Below are 4,023 nucleotides of genomic sequence, written 5' to 3'. Positions count from 1 at the left end.
GTTGTGGGTGGCACCGCGGATGGTGATCCGGCGCTCATCTGCTTTCACCCTCTGAGCCGGGATGGGAATGGTCAGGCGCCCGCTCAGATATGCCCCGGTGAGGGATTTGGGGTTTTTGACTATCTCCCCGACACTGCCCTGGGCAACGATCTCACCGCCATGAATGCCCGCCCTGGGCCCAAAATCGATGATCCTGTCGCCGCTGCGGATCGTATCCTCGTCATGCTCCACCACGATCACGGAATTGCCCAGGTCCCGAAGCTGGCATAGCATTTGCACCAGACGGGTGTTGTCCCGCTGATGCAGGCCAATGCTGGGTTCGTCCAGGATATACATCACCCCCACCAGTTGGCTGCCGATCTGGCTGGCCAATCTGATCCTCTGGCTCTCGCCGCCGGATAGGGTGGGCGAGCGCCGGTCCAGATTCAGATAGTGCAGGCCCACGCTTTGCAGGAAGCCCAGGCGATTCTTGATCTCCTTGAGCACCTCGGAGGCGATGATGAGCTGGTTGCCGCTGAGCGTGAGCCCGGAAAAGAAATCCAGGGCCTCGCTCACGCTGTAGGCGGTCAGTTCGGAAATGTCCTTGTCCCCGATCCTCACGGACAGCGAACTGGGTTTCAGCTTTTTGCCGTCGCATTCAGGGCAGGGCTTGTCGCCCAGGTACTGCATGTAATAGCGCCGCATTTCCTCGGATGTGGTCTCATGCATCCTTCTCTGCAGGGTGGGGATCACTCCTTCGTGGCGCATCATGAATTCACCAGAGCCGCGCTCATTCTGCCAGGCGATCTTGAACTTTTTGCCCTTGGAGCCGTAAAGGATGAGCTGTTTGACGATGTCCGGAAGCTTGTACCAAGGGTCCGTGAGTGAAAAACCATAGGCTTTGGCGAGGTTGCGCACCGTGTTCAGGGTCCAGCTGTCTTTCTTGGCCTCCAGGCGCCCCCAGGGTGCGACGGCTCCCTCCATGATGCTCAATTCGGGATCGGGCACGACCCGGTCCGGATCGAATTCCAACCTGTAGCCCAATCCATTGCAGAGCGGACAGGCACCGATCGGGCTGTTGAAGGAAAAATGCTGCGGGGATAGCTCTTCGAAACCGATGTTGCAGCGGGCGCAGGAATTGGTGGCTGATAGGAGTTGGAACTCCTTATCATCTATGAATTCAATCTTGACCAAGCCCTGGGCCAGCTTCAGCGCCAATTCCAGTGAATCCGCCAGGCGCGATTCCACCCCCGCCTTGATCACGATCCGGTCGATCACCACATCGATGCTGTGTTTGCTCTTCTTGTCCAGGATTATCTCTTCATCCAAATTGCGCGGAACGCCATTGATCACCACCCGCACGAATCCTTCCTGGCGCAATTCTTCCAGTTCCTCTTTATGCTCTCCCTTGCGTTCCTGGACCAGGGGTGCCAGGATCTGCAGCTTGGTCCCCCCGGGCTTTTGCATCAGGTACTCGATCATCTGGTCGATGGTCTGGGAGCCCACCGGATCTCCGCATATATGGCAAAATTGCTTTCCCACCCGGGCGTAGAGGACCCTCAGATAGTCATAGATCTCAGTGACCGTGCCCACTGTGGAGCGGGGATTCTTGCTGGCGGCCTTCTGTTCGATGGAAATGGCCGGTGAAAGCCCTTCGATGTAATCCACCCGGGGCTTTTCCATCTGCCCCAAAAACTGGCGCGCGTAGGCTGAAAGCGATTCCACATAGCGACGCTGGCCTTCGGCGTAGAGTGTGTCGAAAGCCAGGGAGGATTTTCCCGAGCCGGACACGCCGGTGAAAATGATCAGCTGATTGCGGGGGAATTCCAGGTCGACGTTTTTCAGATTATGTTCGGAAGCGCCTTTTATCACTATTTTCGTCTTCAATTTGACTCCTTGATGCCGCGCAGGGAATTTGAAACGCAGTGATTTGTCAAATGAAATGTATTGCCTGTAGAGACGCGAACCTTTAGGGACCGCTATTCGAGGCCAAAGCCGCCAGGATATGAAAATTGGCTGCGATTTTGCTTGACAATAAATGCCTCAAAGACATTATGGCTATATGAGGTCAAAAATGAGAAGATCAATACTGCTGACAAGCTTGCTGCTCAGCTTCTGCATGGGGGCTGGAGCCCTGTCCATATTTGACGTCCAATACACCACTTCCCGCGGAGTGGATGGTTCATATCCATCTCCCTATCTGGGCAAGACCGTGACGCTCGAAGGAGTGGTCACTGCCCGTGATTACCGCGGCGGGGGATTCTTCCTCTCCGAGCCGGTCAGCGGCGCCTGGAGGGGCATCCTGGTCAACGACACGGCCTACGGTCCCGCCGTGGGAAACTACATCCGGATCACTGGTGAAGTCGCCGAAACCTTTGGCATGACCTGCCTCCGCAACATCAGCAGCTACCGTCTGCTGGATGCCAACCGCACCCTGCCCAATCCCGTCATCATCAGTTCCGGCCAGTTGGCCAATCCCCTCGAGGCTGAAGCCTATGAGGGTGTCTACGCCAGGATCGTCAACACCACCACTTCCGGCACCAAGACCAAAAACGGCAGATTCATGGTCAATGACGGCAGCGGCCAGGCCAGCGTCGTGTTGGGCAGCTTTGGCGGCAGGAGCTCCACTCCTCCGGTTGGGACCCAATACTCCCAGATCGTGGGGATCGTGGTCTTTGGCTATGGCGAATATTCGCTGAACCCCATTTCCTCTTCGGACATGCAGATGCAACAGCCAGTTTCCGTTCAGAACCGGAGCTGGGGCAAGATAAAATCAATCTATAAATAGACCTAAGGAGTGACAACCATGAAAAAGCTTTTGAAGACAGCTCTCGTTCTGGGGGGAACGGCGCTTGCGGCCCATTTCGGACTCAAGGCATACAAGCGCATCAACGGCATTGTCAAGTTATCCAAGTCCCTGCCTGAATTTTTGAACAATGTTTATGGGGAAAAGCCCAAAGTCAGCATCAACCAGACCTTCAACATGATGGCCATCAAACTCGGATTCTCCCAGGAAGTTTTGGACAAACACACCGACATCGAGACCACCGTGCGCGAATACATCGACGACTTCTATCCCGAACTGGCCAAGTGCTCGATCGATATCGAAGTCCATGCCAAAGGCGAGGAAGAAGGCGGGGAAGTTGTGATCGAAACACCTCTGGAAGAAGAAAAAGAATAACCCCAATTTACACAGCATAGAAAAAACCCGCGTCCATCTCCGGACGCGGGTTTATCTTTATCAAACAACAGGTCTCAATAATAGAGATCGCGTTTGCCAGCTTTCATCTCAGCCAGCTTGGCGGTCACGGAGGCCCGCATGTTCCCGTCAGCGATCTTGGCCAGTTCGCTTTCGATCAGTTCCAGTCCGGCCTGCAGGGTCCGCTCCGAAGAAAAGTCGTGGAGGTATTCCGCGAAAGTCAACAGCGCGTTGGGAGTGCAGAAACGTTTGACGAAGCCGGGAATGGCAAACTCCATGAAATGCTCTCCTGTCCTTCCCGCGCGGTAGCAACTGGTGCAAAAGGAGGGAATGTAGCCATCTTTGGCAAGCTCATGAATCACGTCGTCCAGGCTGCGGGTGTCGCCCAAAACGAATTGGCTCTTTTTCCTGGATTCATCGTCCTTGGCGGAGTAATCACCCACCCCGATGCTGGATCCCGCGTCGATCTGGGAAACTCCGTAGCGCAAAACTTCCTTGCGGATAGCCACAGGCTCCCGGGCAGTGAGGATCATCCCGGTATAGGGCACGCTGAGGCGGATCACGGCGACCAGGTGTTTGAAGTCCTCGTCCGAGACCTGATGGGGCGGATGCTCAGTGAAATCAGTCCCGATGGCGGGCTCGATCCTGGGGAAGGAGATGGTGTGGGGTCCGACGCCAAAGGCCTGTTCCAGGTGGATCGTGTGGTAAAGCAGGCCCATCACCTCGAATTTCCAGTCGTAGAGGCCCATCAAGGCGCCGATGCCCAGGTCGTCGATCCCGGCCTTCATGGCGCGGTCGAGGCCGTCCAGCCTCCAGAGGAAGCTGCTTTTGGGGCCGCGGGGATG

The 4,023-nt window shown here is 56.0% G+C and carries 4 protein-coding genes; 2 read left to right on the top strand and 2 right to left on the bottom strand.

The window, feature by feature from the left end; genetic code table 11:
* Positions 1-1,866, bottom strand: a 1,866-nt coding sequence (uvrA, locus tag K0B87_09425; protein MBW6514955.1) for an excinuclease ABC subunit UvrA, incomplete at its 3' end; no start/stop codon positions are given.
* Between the two features lie 187 nt (positions 1,867-2,053).
* Here uvrA and K0B87_09420 point away from each other — a divergent pair.
* The gene (locus tag K0B87_09420) at positions 2,054-2,767 is read left to right on the top strand and encodes a hypothetical protein (protein ID MBW6514954.1); all 714 of its coding nucleotides are present in this window, start codon (positions 2,054-2,056) and stop codon (positions 2,765-2,767) included.
* An 18-nt stretch (positions 2,768-2,785) separates the two neighbouring features.
* A complete protein-coding gene (locus K0B87_09415; GenBank protein MBW6514953.1) occupies positions 2,786-3,160 on the top strand; it encodes a hypothetical protein in 375 nt (124 codons plus the stop codon).
* A gap of 74 nt (positions 3,161-3,234) precedes the next feature.
* Here the strand turns inward: K0B87_09415 and K0B87_09410 are convergent.
* Positions 3,235-4,023: [FeFe] hydrogenase H-cluster radical SAM maturase HydG (locus tag K0B87_09410; protein MBW6514952.1), on the bottom strand; the 789-nt coding region annotated here is incomplete at its 5' end.

Source organism: Candidatus Syntrophosphaera sp., assembly GCA_019429425.1.
Lineage (GTDB): Bacteria > Cloacimonadota > Cloacimonadia > Cloacimonadales > Cloacimonadaceae > Syntrophosphaera.
This window is presented reverse-complemented; position numbering and strand designations above follow the sequence as displayed.